This window comes from Paenibacillus sp. EKM10P, assembly GCF_011800655.1.
Taxonomy (GTDB): domain Bacteria; phylum Bacillota; class Bacilli; order Paenibacillales; family Paenibacillaceae; genus Paenibacillus; species Paenibacillus polymyxa.
Genome location: NZ_JAALET010000008.1, coordinates 57,134 through 74,291 on the forward strand (window position 1 = coordinate 57,134; position 17,158 = coordinate 74,291).

13 protein-coding genes are annotated in these 17,158 nt (G+C 45.6%); 8 read left to right on the forward strand and 5 right to left on the reverse strand.

What is annotated here, in order from left to right; translation table 11 throughout:
- Positions 1-14 precede the first annotated feature (14 nt).
- The 3 genes from HFE01_RS18065 (at position 15) to HFE01_RS18075 (ending at position 5,854) form a co-directional block, all read left to right on the forward strand.
- Positions 15-1,346, forward strand: coding sequence for a peptidase U32 family protein (locus tag HFE01_RS18065; RefSeq protein WP_019688310.1), 1,332 nt, complete (start codon positions 15-17; stop codon positions 1,344-1,346).
- Between the two features lie 224 nt (positions 1,347-1,570).
- On the forward strand, positions 1,571-3,820 hold the full coding sequence (locus tag HFE01_RS18070; RefSeq protein ID WP_025676139.1) for a methyl-accepting chemotaxis protein: 2,250 nt from the start codon (positions 1,571-1,573) through the stop codon (positions 3,818-3,820).
- Between the two features lie 258 nt (positions 3,821-4,078).
- Positions 4,079-5,854 carry a peptidoglycan D,D-transpeptidase FtsI family protein gene (locus HFE01_RS18075; protein WP_206704139.1) on the forward strand — a complete coding sequence of 592 codons (1,776 nt, stop codon included), beginning with the start codon at positions 4,079-4,081 and terminating at the stop codon, positions 5,852-5,854.
- On the opposite strand, the gene HFE01_RS18080 is transcribed toward HFE01_RS18075, so the two are convergent.
- Entirely contained in the window at positions 5,842-6,996 is a 1,155-nt protein-coding gene (locus HFE01_RS18080) for an AI-2E family transporter (RefSeq protein ID WP_016819077.1), read from the reverse strand. The genes HFE01_RS18075 and HFE01_RS18080 overlap by 13 nt on opposite strands.
- A gap of 178 nt (positions 6,997-7,174) precedes the next feature.
- Here HFE01_RS18080 and HFE01_RS18085 point away from each other — a divergent pair, with 178 nt between their 5' ends.
- Complete coding sequence (locus HFE01_RS18085) at positions 7,175-8,623, forward strand: polysaccharide deacetylase family protein (protein WP_019688307.1); 1,449 nt, start codon at positions 7,175-7,177, stop codon at positions 8,621-8,623.
- Positions 8,624-8,707: 84 nt separating this feature from the next.
- Here HFE01_RS18085 and ilvD read toward each other — a convergent pair whose 3' ends face one another.
- The 3 genes from ilvD to HFE01_RS18100 form a co-directional block, all read right to left on the reverse strand.
- The gene (ilvD, locus tag HFE01_RS18090; protein ID WP_016819075.1) at positions 8,708-10,396 is read right to left on the reverse strand and encodes a dihydroxy-acid dehydratase; all 1,689 of its coding nucleotides are present in this window, start codon (positions 10,394-10,396) and stop codon (positions 8,708-8,710) included.
- A 341-nt stretch (positions 10,397-10,737) separates the two neighbouring features.
- Complete coding sequence (locus HFE01_RS18095; RefSeq protein WP_013372595.1) at positions 10,738-10,986, reverse strand: KGG domain-containing protein; 249 nt, start codon at positions 10,984-10,986, stop codon at positions 10,738-10,740.
- Positions 10,987-11,160: 174 nt separating this feature from the next.
- Entirely contained in the window at positions 11,161-12,195 is a 1,035-nt protein-coding gene (locus tag HFE01_RS18100) for an acyltransferase family protein (protein WP_019688306.1), read from the reverse strand.
- A gap of 314 nt (positions 12,196-12,509) precedes the next feature.
- Between HFE01_RS18100 and HFE01_RS18105 the strand changes: the two genes are divergently transcribed.
- From HFE01_RS18105 to mgrA, 4 genes are all read left to right on the forward strand, one after another.
- A complete protein-coding gene (locus HFE01_RS18105) occupies positions 12,510-13,316 on the forward strand; it encodes an alpha/beta fold hydrolase (protein WP_019688305.1) in 807 nt (268 codons plus the stop codon).
- A gap of 14 nt (positions 13,317-13,330) precedes the next feature.
- Positions 13,331-14,101, forward strand: a complete 771-nt coding sequence (locus HFE01_RS18110; protein ID WP_019688304.1) for an HAD family hydrolase — start codon at positions 13,331-13,333, stop codon at positions 14,099-14,101.
- The gene (locus HFE01_RS18115; RefSeq protein ID WP_016819071.1) at positions 14,098-14,838 is read left to right on the forward strand and encodes an NAD-dependent protein deacylase; all 741 of its coding nucleotides are present in this window, start codon (positions 14,098-14,100) and stop codon (positions 14,836-14,838) included. Before HFE01_RS18110 ends, HFE01_RS18115 begins: the two co-directional genes overlap by 4 nt.
- Positions 14,839-14,922: 84 nt before the next feature.
- Positions 14,923-15,942, forward strand: a complete 1,020-nt coding sequence (gene mgrA / locus HFE01_RS18120) for an L-glyceraldehyde 3-phosphate reductase (RefSeq protein ID WP_016819070.1) — start codon at positions 14,923-14,925, stop codon at positions 15,940-15,942.
- A 137-nt stretch (positions 15,943-16,079) separates the two neighbouring features.
- Here mgrA and HFE01_RS18125 read toward each other — a convergent pair whose 3' ends face one another.
- On the reverse strand, positions 16,080-16,946 hold the full coding sequence (locus tag HFE01_RS18125; protein WP_019688302.1) for an AraC family transcriptional regulator: 867 nt from the start codon (positions 16,944-16,946) through the stop codon (positions 16,080-16,082).
- Positions 16,947-17,158: the final 212 nt, after the last annotated feature.

Below are 17,158 nucleotides of genomic sequence, written 5' to 3' on the forward strand. Positions count from 1 at the left end.
GAGGGGGGAACGTCATGGGAACGATCACCAAAACGAGAAAATATACAGGTAAACGAAATCGTTTGGCTAAGCCGGAGTTGTTGGCTCCTGCCGGAAATCTAGAAAAGCTGAAGTTTGCCGTTCACTATGGCGCGGATGCTGTATATATAGGTGGGCAAAAATACGGTCTGCGTTCTAACGCCGATAATTTCAGTTTTGAAGAAATGCGTGAAGGTGTGGAATTCGCCAACAAGTACGGTGCTAAGGTGCTTGTGGCGACTAATATCTATGCTCACAATGAAGATATTGCCGGAATTGAGGAATACTTGCGCAATCTGTATGAAGTAGGAATTCATGCTGTTATCGTCGCTGATCCGGCTATTGTATCCGTGGCATTGCGGGCAGTTCCCGGATTGGAAGTGCATTTGAGCACACAGCAGTCCACGCTGAATTGGCAAGCGGTAAAGTTCTGGAAAGACGAGGGACTGCCGCGTGTGGTACTTGGACGTGAAACCAGCTTGGAGGAAATCGAAGAAATTAAAAAGCATGTGGACATCGAAATCGAAGCTTTTGTCCACGGTGCAATGTGCTCTTCATTTTCCGGTCGCTGTGTGTTATCCAATCATTTTACAGACCGAGATTCTAATCGTGGAGGATGTTGTCAGTCTTGCCGCTGGAAATATGATTTGTTTGAGGATGCCCGTCCAGGTGAGGTTTGGATATCTGAGGAAGAGGCACAGGACAACAATGTACTAAAACAGTTCCAGCTTGGCGTTAACCAGCTTCCATTGTTTGAAGAGAGCGATAATGCTTTTTCTATGGGTTCCAAGGATCTGTGTATGATTGAAAATATTCCTGATCTGATTGATGTGGGTGTAGACAGCTTTAAAGTGGAGGGACGTATGAAGTCCATCCACTATGTGGCTACGGTCGTGAATGTCTACCGGCAAGCGATTGATTCCTATATGGCTGATCCGGAAAATTATGTACTCAAACCAGAATGGATTGAAGAAATTAACAAGGCAGCCAATCGTCCGTTAAATACAGGATTTTTCTATGATACACCGGATCATGAGGATCATATTTATGAGCCGGAAGAAAAAGCGGTCCCTTATGATTTTGCCGGACTGGTCATGGACTACGATGCTGCAAGTGGCATCGCAACGATTCAACAACGCAACCATTTTAAACCAGGTCATGAAATTGAATTTTTCGGTCCGAACGGAACATTTTTCAAGCAAACGGTCGGAACGATCTGGGATGAGGAAGGCAACGAATTAGATGCTGCACGTCATCCGCTTCAACGAATCAAAATGAAGGTAGATCAGCCTGTATCATATTTTGATATGATGCGTAAAAAGAAGTAAATAAGTCTTAAGTCACAAGTTAAAAGATTCAAAAGCCTCTCCTATCGGTTGGAGAGGCTTTTTTTTGAATAGTTTTCTAGGAAAAAAGTTTCACAAAATTTAGTGGGTACTCAAAGGAAAGCTACATTCCTTGTCGAATAGTTCCGATAGAGACTATATAGATAATAGATACATAATGGATGACGTGGAACAAGAAACTAATTATATAGTGGTAGGTGAGAGGAATGGGTTTTCGGAAAAAAGAGGGGAATACAGCAAAAAGGCAACCCAAGAAAAAGGATCAAATGAAAGGTTTAAAAGGAAGTAAAGTAACAACGGATAAAGGGGAGGAGACGGTTGTGATGTCTTCGAAGGGTACTCCCTGGGTAGCTGAGGTCTTACGTAAATGCACAAACAATTTAAAGCGTTTACTTAAGCCTGAAAGATACAGTAAGGATTTTATGCATTTAGTCAAAAACTATAATCCGATCCGTTCGGTTGGGATGAAGTTGTTTCTGATCTTTTTTGCGGCCATTATGTTATTTGTGGTCAGCTTGGGAATGCTCTCGTACTACAGAGCTAAAAGCACGATTGAGCAAAATGCAGCTACAGCGTATCAGCAAACGGTTCAGCAAACTTCGGAAAAGCTTGATATTATTTTAGAGCGCTTTCAAGACACATCGACACAGGTATTTTTCGATACTGAATTAAGTGATCAGTTGCAAAAGGCTGTAAAGCAAGATAAAAATCCCTTTGCATCTTTTGTTGCTATGGGAGAAGTAAACAAGAAATTAACCAATATTGCTTTTACAAATAAAGCGATTGATTCATTGTATTTGTACCCGGAAGAAACCAGTTTAGCTGCAATGGGTACCGGAACACAAAAGGATGTACGGCAGGAAGCATGGTTTAAGGATATTTTGAAAAACAAGGGAATGGTTTGGCTACCTACGCAGGTGAATGACAATGGCAGCAAGACCTTTCGTCTGGCACGATCCATGAACAGCATGTCCGGGTTGGGAGGGACTTATGTTCTGGTTATGGATTTAAAGGCCAGTGCGGTGGAGGACGAGTTGAAAGGTGTTAATTTGGGCTCAGGCAGTATGATTAGCCTTGTGACAGACAAGGGGGAGTTTGTAGGTTCTAACAATGAGAGCTTGGCCGGGGGAAAGACAAAGCTGGATTACGTTTCCAAGCTTGAAGGGATCGAAGGAAATCAAATTATGGAGCAGGTAGCAGATGGCAAAGAGCAAAGTGTGCTTACAGTTCATAATACACTGGGAACTTCCAAATGGATTCTCGTGGGTGTAGTACCTGTATCTGAGCTGGTGAGGGACGCTAAGGGGATTCTAACTACGACATGGGTATTTGCTGCGGTGGCTGCACTCATTGCATTGTTCATCGGCCTGTGGATCGTGCGCCTCGTGGCTCGTCCACTGACACACCTGAAGGATTTAATGATTGAAGGCGCCAAAGGCAACTTGCAAATCCGAACGAACTATAAGGCTCAGGATGAAATTGGGCAGTTGTCCGCTAGCTTTGATACAATGATGGAGCAAATTACACTGCTGGTAGAACAGACGAATGCATCAGCACAGGAGGTACTGAATACAGCGACGGAACTGAGTGATGCCTCGAAGAAGACAGCCGTTTCAGCCAAAGAAATTGCAGCTGCGACGGAAGAGATTGCTCATGGTGCCACCAGTTTAGCAACAGAGGCGGAACGTGGTAGCGGATTAACGGGGAATATATCCCAGCAAATGGATACGGTTATGACTTCTAATTATGAAATGAGTCTGGTCGCACAAGAAGTTGAACAGTCCAGTGAAAAAGGGACAATTCAGCTGAAAAATCTATTGAGCAAGACTAAGGTTACGGAAGAAACTACGCATGCTTTGGTAGGCAAAGTAGATGAACTGAAGAAGACAACTTCCGATGTCTTTAAGGTGCTGGACGTATTGCAGGATATTGCTAAACAAACGAACATTCTATCCCTGAATGCGACGATAGAAGCGGCACGAGCAGGGACAGCCGGGCGTGGTTTTATGGTGGTTGCAAATGAGGTCCGTCAGTTGGCAGAACAATCACGTCAAGCCATTCGTACAGCTACAGGTATTACGAATAATATCGTCAATGAGATGAATGAAACGGTACAGGCGTTATCTGAAGTGTACCCGCTGTTCCGAGAGCAGATGGGAGCCGTACGAGAAACGACGGACATTTTCCAATCGGTGCAGCAGCAAATGGGCGAGTTCGCGCTTCGGTTGGGAACAGTCACCGCCTCCATTCATCATCTGAGTGAATCGCAGACTACTTTGTCTGAGGCAATGACCAATGTTAGTGCGGTAGCCGAGCAATCCTCTGCTACTTCGCAGGAAGTCGCTTCTCTCAGTAATGAGCAGGCCAATATCGGTAATCAGCTGGTAGGCTTGTCTGATAAGCTGGAAGGAGTTTCAGTGAATTTGAAAGAACAGCTTTCAAGGTTTACAGTGTAGGTGTTGTAAAATCAAGGTTATCAGGGAAATCTCTTGAGAAGGAAAGCAGATTATGAATACAAACACAAAGTGGGCCTGGGTGGTTCTAGCCATTACTATTTTTATAACGGTCTATTATTCGTTAGATGAAATATTAGGTTGGAGCCCATATTCATCACTAGATATCCAATAAATTTGGTAACCCATTCAACATTACATGTTGAGTGGGTTTTCTTTTTCCATCACCGGACATACTACTGGAAAAATGATGAAAGAAGGATGAATGTGTCTAGGCGTCATAGCAGTTTCATTCGTCAACGTCGAATTGCATATATAGCCCTGGGGATCATGGTATCGCTACTGATTTTATGTTTCCGACTGGCTTGGATTCAGGGAACAGCAGGCATTCATTTGTCATTGTATGGGGGGCATTCGCTTAAAGAAATGTCTGTACGTCAGCGACAGGAAGGAATCGCTATTGATACTGGGCGTGGACAGTTTACGGACCGACACGGGCAGCCCTTGACTGGAGGAGTCGTATGGACGCCAGTGCTTTTTCCCGATGTAGATGGCCGAGCAGCTTCGCATGGACAGGAACTGGCCAAGTTATTGCATACGAGTAAAGGGCAACTGTTGACGCAATGGAAGGGACTGCAATCTCCGCTCATATGGAGGGATGGACGTGGAGAGCCTGTACAAATCCATCCGAATGAAGCGGGCAGACTTCTGAAGTTAGCCCCTTCGCTCATAGAGCTTGTACCGTATGCGCAACGTTATAGGGACTTGCCCAATGGCAGACAATGGCTTGGTTTTATGTATGAACGTGGTGAACGAGCAAGTGAACTGCCGATGGGGGCAGCTGGCCTGGAAAGAACGCTAGAGCCGCTGCTAAGCGGCGTTGGTGAGACATTCGTCTCTCGGTTTGTAGATGCTCAACGTCGTCCATTGACTCATGCCCCGCTTCGTGTCAGTGCTCCATCCAATAGTCACTATCCATTACAGGTGCAGACTACAATTGATCTCCCGTTGCAGGAACAGATTGAGAAGCTGACAGAATCTAACCACTTGGCAGAAGGAGCAGTCGTTGTGCTTGATGCAGGTAACGCGGATGTTATGGCGATGGTGTCTCGTCCTTTTTATAATCCCGCTCATGTTGATCCGCAGCAGAAAACAGACTGGTCTAATCGTGCTCTCAAAGCAGTAACGCCTGGTTCAATTTTTAAGTTGGTTACGGCTGCGGCTGCACTTGAATCAGGTGTGGTTCAACCGCAGGAGCAATTTCATTGTCATGGAGCCTATGGCAAGTACGGCTTGTCATGCTGGAAAAAAGAAGGACACGGAACCCTGAACCTGGAGGAAGGGCTTGCCGTATCCTGTAATAGTGTGTTCGCCCATCTCGGCGAACGGCTTAACGCTGAGCAAATTCAGGCCGCAGCCTCTGCACTAGGATTGAGTCGAACCGTGGGCTGGCAGGACCGGGATCTGGCAGGGCTAGCTCAATTCAGACCGCTGGATCACGAAGAAAAGGGAGCCGTATTCGGCTCCCATACGAATGCATCTGATCCAGGCGTACGTGTGCAGACAGCTATCGGCCAGCGTGATGTGCTGGTGACGCCTCTCCAAGCAGCTAACCTCATCGTCACCTTGCTGCACGATGGTCAAGTACATGCACCGCGCATCGTAAAACGCGTCAGCTACGCAGACGGAAGCACCTTGCTGGAGCTACCTGCTCACGCTGCTCCTTTACCCCAAGGCAGCCGCTCGATTCGCACATCCACAGCTCATACGCTTCGTGAAGCAATGGAACAAGTTGTGACACACGGTACAGGTGCCTCCTTGCGTAACAAAATCTGGAAGCTGGCCGGTAAATCGGGTACGGCCCAAGCTTTAAAAAACGGTCGCCCCATAAATCACCAGTGGTTTATTGGTTACGGTCCGATAGAGCGGCCACGTTATGCGGTTGCCGTTCTTGTGCAAAATGCTTCAACGCATGCTGCAAATCAGGCCACAGCACTGTTCGGCCAAGTCATGGATCTGCTAGCTCAATCCTCTTGAGTCCTGCGAGTAGCTTCACGCTCTTCCTCCTGAATTTTGACGATAAAAGGAGGTTCGTCAAATTCCTCAGTCGGAAACCGAATCCATTGCTGCAAATAACCTTGCTGCCACAATTCCTTGAGCAAAATGATCAGAATGGGGGATAGGATTAATCCGGCCAATCCGAAGATGGATAACGATATAATGGCAAAGGAAAGCATTAGATAGGCAGATGAGACGCCGATGGAATTACCAGTAATTTTGGGCTCCGCCAACTGGCGCACAATCACGGTGACAGCCATGACAATAAGCAAGCCTACGGCCAAGCCGGTATTCCCCGTGATGAACAAATACACTGCCCACGGAATAAAGATAACAGGCACACCCAACAACGGCAGAATATCAAACAAAGCTGCTACGAGCGCCAACGATAGGGCATTATCTACTTGCAAAATGAGTAAACCTATAAATACGAGCACAAAGGTAATTCCTACCAGTAAGGCTTGAGCCTTGAGAAAGGCGGAAATGGCTTTAAGTACATGATTTTTTAGAAAAAGGTACGCCGTTTTTAGTGTCTTCGGTGTTTTACTGCGGGCAATTCCTTTCCAGAGATTAATTTCCATACTCAAAAAGAACGCTAAAATGATGGCAACCGCAAAGTTGCCCATAAAAACAGTGAAAGAGCTGAGAAATTGAATGAAAAAAGATAACCCTAGCTGTGCCCATTTCGTAGCAATGGTGGTAGCAGTCGCAAAATAATCATTTACACGTTCGGTAACACCCGGAGGCAAGGCAGCAATTTTATCTTGAGAAAGATGAAGAATCCGCGTGAATTCCGTTTGGATAATCTGGGTATAATGTGGGAGGTTTTGCGCGACTTTTGTAAATTGAGTAACCAGGATCAGGCCCAATCCGAAAAAAATAGCCATTAATAAGATGATAAACAGCAATACGGAGAGTGCGGAGGCAAAAGGCTTTTTCATGCCTTTGCGATGAAAATAACGGGCAGCAGGTTCAATGCACCAAAACACGACGAATGAAAGGAACACAGGTGCGGCTAGCTGGTACAGTTTGCTGGATACGAACATAATTAAATACACGGTTAATACGATCAGACCGATATCAAAAACCGTACGCCAATATTTTTTGTACAATGGAAGCATATGTATACAACGACTCCTTTAAGATTTTTATTTATTGTACACTAAATTGAATCTCAATGCTGACCAGTAGCAATGGCAAAATCTCGGCATGCTTACATCATTGTGATAACATATAAGTAAGTGAGTTTTCTTCAGGAGGCCTGCTTGGAAGTTCAGAATAGAAAAGTGGGGATAAAACGTGCAGACTTTGCTGTTATGGATGTTTTACATTTCAACTTTTTATGCTTTTATTCCGGCGCTGGTGAGTCGTATATTTGGTTTCCGGGTGTTTAGACGTGGCAAAAGTGACCAAGAATATGCGCTAACCTTTGATGATGGTCCTGATCCAGTCTATACACCACAGTTGCTCGATTTACTCAAGCGTTTTGATGCCAAGGCTACTTTTTTTGTTGTAGGGTTGAATGCCGAAAAACACCCTGAGCTTCTGAAGCGCATGCATGATGAAGGTCATCTGATCGGTATTCACAATTATGTGCACAAATCGAATTGGCTTATGCGGCCTGTTACTGTTAGAAGACAAATTGCCCAGACAGAGTCAGTCATTCGTCGAGTAACTGGCGAAGGAACGACCTTTTATCGTCCACCTTGGGGGATTGTGAACTTTTTTGATATTTCCAAAAACAATGGTCGTCGAATCGTATTATGGTCCTCTATGTTTGGTGACTGGAAGGCCAGCATTGGAGCGAAACAATTAGCAGAAAGAATGCTCAAAAAGCTGAGGGGTGGCGAGGTGATGCTGCTCCATGACTGTGGTACGACATTGGGGGCAGACGCAGAAGCGCCACAGAATATGCTCATTGCGCTAGAGAAGCTATTGAGGGTCGCCCAGGAACGGCAATTACGCAGCGTCCGCGTGGATACATTGTTTTGCCGTCAATCTGGCTATCATTCCACTGTCTCCTGCTTGTCCAGTACAGATTGGATGAAAAGAACGATGGTATTCGGATGGCTACAATACGAGCGCCTTTTTCACGCCTTGTTCCGCCTTCGTCCTGTTAGCAAGGATAACACGATCTTTTATTATCGTCGCCGTATCTATCATGGACCCAATATTAACATGGAGAATGGTAGGTTGCTGGAAAAAGGGGATCCTATAATTGAGCTTCATTTTGACAATAAAATGTTGTTTCAATTGGGATCGTCGGCAAAGTCCTTGGTACATCTAGCGATTCAATTGATTCGAGTTGTGAAAAGGCAACTGCCTGATCTTACTCAACGGGTTGTACATGATTCTGGTATGAAGGGTGTAAAGGCGATCTATGCAGTAAGTATGATTCATCGAGGACCTGAAAAATTAGGCTTTCAAGTTCGAGAGCTTCCCCAAGGACTGTTTAAGCATGTATCTACTGTATATTTAAAGCTGTTATTTCGTATTATCCATCCTTCGGGTTCAGAACAATTGAATGAAAAAAAAGAGGTCATGATACCGAAACTAATCGTGATGCCCATTGATACCTTGTTTGATCGTTTCCAACCGGGAGATTCGCACCGGGCAGACCAGGCTTTTGATCCAACTGATCAAAGGGATGTTGTTCATACACTCAACAGTGAAATGATAGAAGAAGGTGACCCTATGTATGCTTCGATCAGGGCTTCACAAACAGCGGATACAGAATCAAGCAGTTGATCTAATAAAAAAAGCCACTCAATCCTTTGTAGGGGTCGAGTGGCTTTTTAGTAATTCATATAATAATCTATATTGGCAAAGCACTTAGATTTTCATAATTCCGCCGTTACTTGCGTTCGTCACCAGCTTGGAATAACGGGCCAGGTAGCCTGTCTTTACTTTCGGCTCGAAGCCTTTCCAATTGGCACGACGACGGTCGAATTCTTCGTCCGTAATGTGAAGCTCAATCTTACGATTGTTCAGGTCTAGCTCAATGATATCGCCGTCCTCAACAAAAGCGATAGGTCCGCCTTCTGCTGCTTCGGGGGAAATATGACCGATGGAGATACCACGGGAAGCACCTGAGAATCGTCCGTCTGTAATCAGACCAACCTTGGCACCAAGCCCCATGCCCACGATTTGTGAAGTCGGAGCGAGCATTTCAGGCATACCAGGTCCGCCCTTAGGACCTTCATAACGAATAACAACAACATGTCCTTCGGCAATTTTACCGTTAGCGATGCCAGCCAGTGCATCTTCCTGTGAATCAAAGCAGATGGCAGGGCCTTTGTGATAACCGCCAACAGAAGGATCAACCGCACCGACTTTAATAATGGAGCCTTGTGGTGCCAAATTGCCGAATAATACAGCTAGACCGCCGCGCTCGGAATAAGGGTTGTCCAATTTGTGGATGACGTTAGTGTCCAAAATTTCCTGACCCTCTACGTTTTCACGAAGGGTTTTCCCAGTTACAGTAATACAGTCACCATGCAATGCGCCCGGTTTCTTCAATAGCTCATTCAGCACTGCGCTTACGCCACCTGCATTATGAACATCCTCAATGTGATAGTCGGAAGCAGGTGCCAATTTGGACAAATGAGGTACACGGTTCGCGACTTCATTGATGCGTTCGATAGGGTAGTCAACCTCAGCTTCATGGGCAAGTGCCAATGTATGCAATACGGTATTCGTAGAACCACCCATTGCCATATCCAGTGCAAATGCATTATCAATGGCTTCTTTAGTCACGATATCACGTGGTTTGAGATCGAGCTTAATCAATTCCATCAATTGGCGCGCAGATTGTTTGACGAATTCTTTGCGTTCTTCTGCTACGGCGAGGATGGTGCCATTACCTGGCATAGCCAGTCCCATCGCTTCTGCGAGACAGTTCATAGAATTCGCTGTGAACATTCCTGAACAGGAGCCGCAAGTTGGACAGCCGTATTGTTCTAGCTCAAGCAAACTTTGATCATCGATTTTGCCAGCCTGGAATGCACCTACACCTTCGAAGACGGAAGTCAGGGAAATAGAGCGTCCGTTCTTATCTTTACCAGCTTTCATAGGACCGCCGCTGACGAAAATAGTCGGAATGTTAACACGCAATGCCCCCATCATCATACCAGGGGTAATTTTATCGCAGTTAGGAATACATACCATGCCGTCAAACCAGTGAGCGGAAACGACAGTTTCCAAAGAGTCTGCAATAATTTCACGACTTGGCAGAGAATAACGCATACCGATGTGTCCCATGGCAATGCCGTCATCTACACCAATAGTGTTAAATTCGAAAGGTACACCGCCTGCTTCACGAATGGCCTGCTTGACAATTTTGCCAAATTCCTGCAAATGGACGTGGCCCGGTACGATGTCAATATACGAGTTGCATACCGCAATAAACGGTTTGTCAAAATCTTCTTCTTTGACGCCCGCTGCGCGCAGCAAGCTGCGGTGAGGAGCGCGGTCAAAGCCTTTTTTAATCATATCGGAACGCATTTTCGTCTTAGCTGTCATGATGCTGGTTTCCCCCCAAAGTATAAAAATGGTATGGCGTTCAATGAACGCCGTAATAGCGCAGATGTTTTCTAAAGAGTCTATCATAGTTGTGCGCATATTTCTACATATATGAGGATTTTGAAAAAAGTATAGAAGTGTTCTGTAAGCAACAATATATAGATAGGAACAGTTTTATTTATCTATATATTGCATCTGTAAGGATTTGAATTGGATTCTTCAAAACTCTGATATCCTGATATATTAGCCTATCGGATAAATAGGAAAAGCCCATTCCGTAATAAACGGAAGGGCTCAGGCTTGTTTTTATGTTAAAGGGGGGTGGAATATAAAACTATATTTTAATTTCTGCCACCTTTACGACCGATGTCTCTGTAGAAATTTTTGTCATGCGACTCAGCTGTAGCATCGCCGCCCTTTTTGCCGATTTCCTGATAAAACTCTTTATCATGTGAGTTTGCGGTTGCTTGTCCGCCTTTCTTGCCAATCTCCTGATAAAATTCCTTATTGTGCTTCTTGGAGGTAGCTTCCCCACCCATACGGCCTGCTTCTTCGCGACTCATTTTACCCTGATTTTGATTACGTGCCATTACAAATCACTCCTTATTAAAAAGTTGTTTTTTGTTGCGCGTATCATTTACTTACCACATCTTGCCTGTATGAAACAGGCACTATGCGCGAAGTAAAGAGGGGGAGACCCACTTCCATTCTCGTCTGTAAGTGGGTTGTCGCGTGCTGATTGTGACATATCAATGGATAAAAAGTTACGCAGACCGTCTAAAAAGATAAGGAGCGGGCTTCAACATCCACTCTACCTGTGGCTCAATCAGAGGCCGTGTTGCAGTTCGAACCCAAGGCATGGTCAACAGACAGCACAGACCTGTGGCGCACACTAGAATCAACATGACTTCCACAGGAGTATCTATATACTCGTAGACCCCCTTTGCAACAACGGAACGGACGATTAAGCCATGCAACAAAAAGACATATAATGTACGTCGTCCCATCTCGGTTATACGTCCTGTGACGGCTGGAACAAAGCTTAGAAACGCCATAGATGCTATCCATTGAACTCCATAAATGCCGATACGGTAAATCCCTGCGTACCATTCGGTATGGCCCAGTTCACCATAAGTCATGTTGCCATATAGCCAGCCTGCCGGGATGCCAAAATACGACGTTCCCGCCAGTACCATAAGAAAAAGAGATACAATACCGGCGATGATACGGATAGGTGTTGTGAAGAAGCGTCGAACGTCCGCATAATGCAAATGATAACCTGCTACAAAGTAAGGCAAATAAACAAAGGTTCTGCATACGCTTAGCCATATACCGTCTACAGGGAGATATCCGACAAGGATACCCAGCAGCACGGATATACCCAGTTGGAAGACTGGTGGTATTTTCTGAAAAGATAGCATCAGCAGTCTCCAGCAGATGTGGCTGGCAAGGAACCAAAGCAGCAGATAAGGAGCAAAAAAAGAATGATGGATATGGGGAACGTGAAAGATTACGACATCCAAAATTGAATAAAGGGATTGGAAAATTAGATATTGCATACCGATCTGAAGCAGAACCTTTTGTCCTGCGAGACCCGTCAAAGTGGTTTTGGCAAAGTAGCCTGTAACGAGAACAAACAACGGCATATGAAACATGAATATCCAGCTGAACCATTGTTGGGCAAGATGAAGTGAACCGACTAATGGCTCCAGGGCGTTTCCTGCAAATACGCATATAATCAACAGAAATCGCAAATTGAGAAAAAAGCTTTCCCCTTGTACATCATGGCTTGTCGTCATGTGTTTCCCTCCGAACGGCTTCTGCCGACTAAACTATTTAAAAAATAATTCTTTACATGGAACAAGGTACGATACTCTGGATTGTAACATTGTGATTTTATTCACAATAGTAAGCGTTATCATGTCCTTTTTATGTGGCGAAAGCTTGAACACGGAATAAAGATGGGCTTATGTCTGGAAACGTGTGCTAATTTGACCCTGTACAGGCAACGATGTTACCCTAACAAGGTTATAGTTATGCTAACAAATACAGCGACACCATTTAGATTCAAGTTACGAATCACGAGGTACGAAAGGCGAAAGGAACTTATACGATGAGAAGAAGAACAAGAAGATCATACAACTCCTATGGAACACGCGGATCTCGGAAAATATGGAAAATTCTTTTAGGCATCCTAATTGTCATTGTGCTAATTGCGGGTTGGGGAGCATGGAAGGTATTTACGCCTTATCAGCCTGACGAGACGGCTGCTGCTGCATTAGCCGAAATAGCAGATACTGTGAAAGTAGATGAGCAAGAGCATTGGTTAAGTTTTGAGCCTACCGAAGGAAGTGGATCAGGAGTCATTTTGTACCCAGGAGCGTTGGTTAAACCCGAAAGCTATGCGCCCTTGGCACGCCGTCTGGCAGAAAAGGGTCACCATGTGATCATTGTAAAAATGCCACTGAACCTTGCATTGATCTCACCGGATTTGGCGAATGAAGTGCTAAAGGCGTACCCGAAGGAAGTCTTTGTTATTGGCGGACATTCGTTAGGTGGTGTGATGGCGGCCCGATATGCAGCTGCACATCCTGATCAGGTTAAAGGTGTATTTTTCCTTGCTTCCTACCCGGATAACAAGGGTAATTTAAAGGATAAAAATCTGCCAGTGATTTCTCTACTAGGAAGTGATGATGGAGTCATCCAGATGAAAAATGTCCAAAGTGGGAGAACTTATTTACCTGCCAACACGCTGTATTTTACAGTCGAAGGGGGGAACCATGCCCAATTTGGCAGTTACGGTGCCCAGAAAGGGGATAACCCTGCGAAAATTAGCGCCGTTGAGCAATGGAATCAGACGGTAACGGCTTTACAGGACTGGATGAAAGAGAGTGTAGATTCAGCTCCTAAGAACCCGTAAAGGAGGTGTGATGCATGTCTGAGCTGATCGTGCAGGGGAAGCGATACTCATGCCGTGGCATCTTATTCGATAAAGATGGCACACTACTGGATTTTATTCAGTTGTGGGGCCCTTGGGCTCGTTCTATACTGGATATGATGGAGCAGCATCTTGTCGTGGCGGGAGCCGGTTTTACGATGGAGAAAGGCAACATTCTAGGCACTGTTCACGATCAGGAGGGACGTGTGATCGGTTACGATCCTTCTGGTCCGCTGGCAATGGGGACGGTGGATGAAAGTACAGGTGTGCTGGCTTGGCAGCTTTATACTGCCGGTGTTCCGTGGAATGAAGCTGTGCGGCTTGTCCGCGAATTTAATAAAACAGCGATGGCTGACGTCCGCCGACATCGGGCAGCGAAGGTGTTTCCGGGGTTGCGGACCTTATTGGAGCAGAGTCGCCGTGCCGGATTGAAGCTGGCGGTTGTGACCTCTGACAGTACAGAGGCTGCACAAGAGCATCTGGAGTGGATGGGACTGACATCCTATTTTGACGAGATCATCGGACATGATAGGGTTACATACGGCAAGCCTGACCCGGAAATGGCTGAAACAGCTTGCGCGTTACTAGGACTGTCGCCAGCGGACGTGGTAATGATCGGAGACAGTAATGGGGATATGCAGATGGGCAAGCGTGCCGGAGTACGGCTAGCCATTGGATTTGCGCCGGAACCGGAGCGTTCCGGTCATTTGCTGGATGCGGATAAGGTGGTTCGTAGATATAAAGAGCTGGAGGTGCGTAGAGCATGAAAGTTAATACGTTGGCGGATTGGATACAGCAATCGCAGAATATTGTTTTTTTCGGCGGAGCAGGGACATCGACGGAAAGTGGTATTCCAGATTTTCGTTCAGCAGCAGGCTTGTATCAGAGCGAGGAAAAATTACCTTATTCTCCCGAGGTTATGCTTAGCCGCTCTTTTTTTGTGAAGCATCCTGAAGTATTCTTCGGTTTCTATCGCAGCAAAATGCTGCATCCCGATGCGAAGCCGAACGGCTGTCATCATTTCCTCGCGTCTTTGGAAAAGCAAGGCCGTCTTAAAGCGGTTGTGACGCAAAATATTGACGGATTACACCAGGCTGCAGGGAGTATGAATGTAATGGAGCTTCACGGCTCGATACATCGCAACTACTGTATGGAATGCGGCCGCTTTTACGGTCTAAATGAAGTGATGAACAGTTCCGAGATTGTACCTAAATGTCCGTTAGATGGAGGAATGATTAAACCGGATGTCGTTTTATATGAGGAAGAGTTGAATCAAGATACCCTTATGCAATCCATTCAGGCCATTTCTCAAGCAGATCTGCTGTTAATTGGAGGAACGTCACTAACAGTCCATCCTGCGGCAGGCTTGATTACTTATTTTCGCGGAAAACATACAGTGCTGCTGAATACAGACCCCACCTCATATGATCACAAGGCGGATCTTTTGATCACTGAACCGATCGGTAAGGTTATGGAAAAACTTGCTCATCAATTGGGGTTGTAATCGTTTTCTTGTCAACGCCCGGATAAAAGCGCTATGATGATGTTGTGATGGACATAACAATGTTTCGAGAGAGGCTGTGATAGCATGGTTTATTTAGCTGGCGAAGATCGTTATGAAAGTATGAAATATAACCGTACAGGGAGATCAGGTCTTAAACTGCCCGCTATTTCGCTGGGCTTGTGGCACAATTTTGGCGGGATTAACAACGCGGAGAATGGTCGCAGCATGATTACTCGCTCCTTTGATCTGGGCATTACGCATTTTGATTTAGCTAATAACTATGGTCCTCCTGCGGGTTCAGCTGAGGAATTTTTCGGACAAGTGTTAGCCAGTGATATGAAGCCGTACCGGGATGAATTGGTTATCTCCACCAAAGCAGGCTACCATATGTGGGAAGGTCCATATGGTGACTGGGGATCTCGCAAGTATATGATATCCAGTCTGGATCAGAGTCTGAAGCGAATGGGGCTGGACTATGTCGATATATTCTACTCTCACCGCTTCGATCCGAATACGCCGCTGGAAGAAACGATGGGAGCACTGGATCATATCGTACGTTCCGGTAAAGCGCTGTATGTGGGTGTGTCTAATTATAGTGCAGAGCAAACGGCAGAAGCAGCTCGTATTTTGAAGGAGCTTGGCACACCGATGTTGATCCATCAGCCGAGATACTCTCTGCTTGACCGCTGGATTGAAAATGGATTACAAGATGTACTGGACGAAAACGGGATAGGCAGCATTGCCTTTTGTCCACTGGCTCAGGGACTGCTGACCAATAAATATTTGAACGGAATTCCCGAGGATTCACGTGCAGCAAGCACATCGGTTTTCCTGAATGAGAACCATGTGACGCCTGAAACTCTTCGCAAGGTGCGCGCCTTGAACCAGATGGCTGCTGCACGTGGACAAAGTTTGGCTCAATTCTCACTGGCATGGGCTCTACGCGGTGAACGTCTGACCTCTGTCCTGATTGGGGCTAGCCGTGTAAGCCAAATCGAAGAAAATGTTGAGGCCTTATCCAATCTGGAGTTTTCACAGGAAGAGCTGGACCGGATTGATTCGATTCTAAATGCCGGGAACGGACAAGACGGCGGCACAGCCTAATGACAAAAGGCATTTCGGAGTCATTAACCTAATTTCACATTCTCTTATACGATATATACTTAACAGCCCGCATTCGCTTGAAGGATGCGGGCTGTTTGTTATTGGCAGGGAGCTAGGGAAACCTGCTAAAGCTTACTTTACAACTGAGGATACTGCTTAACCTTGCTCCGGTACTCGGTTGGAGACTGACCACAGAAACGTTTGAATTGACGTGAGAAGTATAAAGCATCGGTTAAACCTACAGATGCAGCCACTTGCTCGACCGACAGCTCAGGACGTTCACGTAGCAGTTGACGTGATTTGTCGATCCGTAGCTTAAGCAGATAGGTGACGGGGGAGACGCCCGTTTCCTTTTTGAATATTCGTGATAAGTATGCACGGTTATAACCAAGCCCTTCAGACATTTGCTCAATGGATACGGGATGTGCGTACTGAGTGGACATATATTGAACCATTTGTTTGACTGTTCGTCGAATTTGCGAATCCGCCCCAGACGGATCAGTCCAGTCACTCAGGTAATTACTTGCTTCCCCCATAATTAGGTACAAGTAGCCCAAGGCTGAGAGATGAGAGCTAGATTTTCTGCTGTAAAAGGCCAATTGCATTTGTTCCAGATAACCGGGAATAGGACTTTGATCAGCAGCATGGAAAACAGGCTGATGAACACGCAGTCCTGCCTCTTGCACCACCTGCTCCGTATGGTGTCCGGTAAAGGCAGACCAACGATAGCGCCACGGTTCCTCTTCATCAGAGGTATAGCTCACCAGCTGACCGGGATGAATAAGGAAAAAATCGTTTTTTTTAAGCTGATATGTGTGCTGTTCTGTTCGAAAGATGCCTTTGCCCGACTCTACAAAGTGGAGCAGATAGTAATCATAGATTTTCGGCCCCACAGCATGACCGGATTTGGTCTGGCTCTCTCCTGCAAAAAGCACATGCAGCGGGCTATTTTCATAAAACACCGGATTAGAGGCGACAGCATAACTATATGAATGCGCTTGCAAAATAGAGTCATCCTTCCTGCATTTGTGAATAGTTTAGCGGATGCGGTATACTTACATTGTACATGTCCAAGTCACATTTATCCATAGCTTAAACACATGGATGCATTACATTGTGTGACGCTTTCATTTATACTGAAATCATAAGAGATGTCAACCTGATTAAGATATTACAGGGAAATCAGGGAGACTTTTACTAACGGTAAATGAGGTGG

What these genes read in the sequence shown, in the direction of transcription:
- HFE01_RS18100 (WP_019688306.1), bottom strand. Translation starts at nt 12,195, where the DNA reads ATGACGACAAGCCATGATGTACAAGGGGAAAGCTTTTTTCTCAATTTG.
- ilvD (WP_016819075.1), bottom strand. Translation starts at nt 10,396, where the DNA reads ATGACAGCTAAGACGAAAATGCGTTCCGATATGATTAAAAAAGGCTTT.
- HFE01_RS18065 (WP_019688310.1), top strand. Translation starts at nt 15, where the DNA reads ATGGGAACGATCACCAAAACGAGAAAATATACAGGTAAACGAAATCGT.
- HFE01_RS18105 (WP_019688305.1), top strand. Translation starts at nt 12,510, where the DNA reads ATGAGAAGAAGAACAAGAAGATCATACAACTCCTATGGAACACGCGGA.
- HFE01_RS18115 (WP_016819071.1), top strand. Translation starts at nt 14,098, where the DNA reads ATGAAAGTTAATACGTTGGCGGATTGGATACAGCAATCGCAGAATATT.
- HFE01_RS18075 (WP_206704139.1), top strand. Translation starts at nt 4,079, where the DNA reads ATGAATGTGTCTAGGCGTCATAGCAGTTTCATTCGTCAACGTCGAATT.
- HFE01_RS18095 (WP_013372595.1), bottom strand. Translation starts at nt 10,986, where the DNA reads ATGGCACGTAATCAAAATCAGGGTAAAATGAGTCGCGAAGAAGCAGGC.
- mgrA (WP_016819070.1), top strand. Translation starts at nt 14,923, where the DNA reads ATGGTTTATTTAGCTGGCGAAGATCGTTATGAAAGTATGAAATATAAC.
- HFE01_RS18080 (WP_016819077.1), bottom strand. Translation starts at nt 6,996, where the DNA reads ATGCTTCCATTGTACAAAAAATATTGGCGTACGGTTTTTGATATCGGT.
- HFE01_RS18110 (WP_019688304.1), top strand. Translation starts at nt 13,331, where the DNA reads ATGTCTGAGCTGATCGTGCAGGGGAAGCGATACTCATGCCGTGGCATC.
- HFE01_RS18070 (WP_025676139.1), top strand. Translation starts at nt 1,571, where the DNA reads ATGGGTTTTCGGAAAAAAGAGGGGAATACAGCAAAAAGGCAACCCAAG.